The organism is Micromonospora sp. NPDC003776, from assembly GCF_053605645.1.
In genome coordinates this window covers 1-1,424 of sequence record NZ_JBSGJR010000934.1, presented here as the reverse complement: position 1 = coordinate 1,424, position 1,424 = coordinate 1, and the positions used below count along the sequence as shown (strand labels likewise).

2 protein-coding genes are annotated in these 1,424 nt (G+C 77.4%); both read right to left on the bottom strand.

From position 1 onward, the window contains the following. Positions 1–12: 12 nt before the first annotated feature. On the bottom strand, positions 13–597 hold the full coding sequence (locus ACWEVO_RS36500) for an FHA domain-containing protein (RefSeq protein ID WP_452311945.1): 585 nt from the start codon (positions 595–597) through the stop codon (positions 13–15). Beyond that, positions 594–1,424, bottom strand: an 831-nt coding sequence (locus ACWEVO_RS36495) for a hypothetical protein (protein WP_452311944.1), incomplete at its 5' end; no start/stop codon positions are given. The genes ACWEVO_RS36500 and ACWEVO_RS36495, both read right to left, overlap by 4 nt.

Here is a 1,424-nt window from a genome sequence, read left to right as displayed (position 1 = left end):
GCGCGGCTGACCTCAGCCCACCGCCCCCCGGCGCACCGCCTCGGCGGCCAGCCGGGACCGGCGCCGGTCGTCGTTGCTGACCAGGTCGAACTTGTCGTACAGCCGGGTCAGGTGCTTCTTCACCGCGCTCTCGCTGACGCCCAGTGCGCCGGCCAGCGCGCGTACGGTCGGCGGCTCCGGGAACGCGTCCGCACCGGCCAGGTACGGGCGGCACAGCAGGTCCAGCAGCTCCCGTTCCCGCCGGGTCAGCGCCGGCGGCGCGGGTGGCGGCGCCACCCCCACCGTCCGGACGCCGGTGAGCTGCGCCGGAGCCCGGAACACCAGCCGGGCCGGGCCGATCTCCACCCGGTCACCGTCGTGCAGCGTACGGGCCTCCCGCAGCGGCACCCCGTTGACCGTGGTGCCGTTGGTGCTGCCCAGGTCGCGGATGATCCACCCGGGCGGCAGCCGTTCCACCAGCGCATGCAGCCGGGAGACCAGCGGACTGTCGACCGGCACCTCGTTGCCGGGCGCCCGGCCGATGGTCAGCGTGTCCGGGGTGAGCGGGACGAGGCGTACCGGGCCCAGCCCGTGGACCTCGAAGTGCCCGCCGGTCACCGGTCGCACCACGGTTGGGTGGTCGCCGTGGTGGCCGCGCCGCCGCGGGCCGCGGTCACCGTCGCCGAGGCGGTGACGCACCGCCCCGCCGACGGGTAGGGCTCGGTCCACAGCTCGTACGCCTGGCCGGCGGCCCGCTGCCGGGTGCCGGTCCCGCCGGCCGACCGCACCGCCAGGTCGACCGCCCAGGTGCCGCCCCCGGTGCCCACGTTGTCCCGGTACTGCTTCCATACCCACACGTACGCCATCGCCGCGTGGCAGCTCGGTGACCAGTACTGCTTGACGGAGATGGCCCGCAGGCCACCCGCGTACCCGTAGGCGGAGGCGCCGACCTGGTAGGCGTCGGCGTAGCAGGGGCCGGGCGGGGCGTCGTCCTGACTGGCCCGACGCGGGGCCGCGGTGCCGGTGACCAGGGTGCTCACCCGCCGGCCCGCCACGGACAGCTCCAGCACTCCCCGGACCGGCCCGGCCAGGTGCGGGACGACCACGAAGCCCACGTCGCAGACCGCGCCCGGGGCGAGCCGGCGGGGCCCGCACGCGTCCGCCACGATCCGCAGGTCACCCCGGGACGGGCCGCCCACGGTCAGGGCGCCGAGCAGGACCGGCTGGGCGGTACGGTTGCGCACCGTCACCACCCGCTCCGCCGACTCGCTGTGCAGGGTGAGCTGGCCCAGGTCCAGCCGGGCCGGCAGGGTGACCGGGGCCGGCGCGGGCGGCGCGGGCGCGTACCCGGTCGCCAGGACCGCCACCCCGGCGAGGGCCAGCCCGACCGACCGGCGCAGCCTCGTCCGGCGTACCCCGGCCGGGCGGGCGACCGTCGCGGAGAG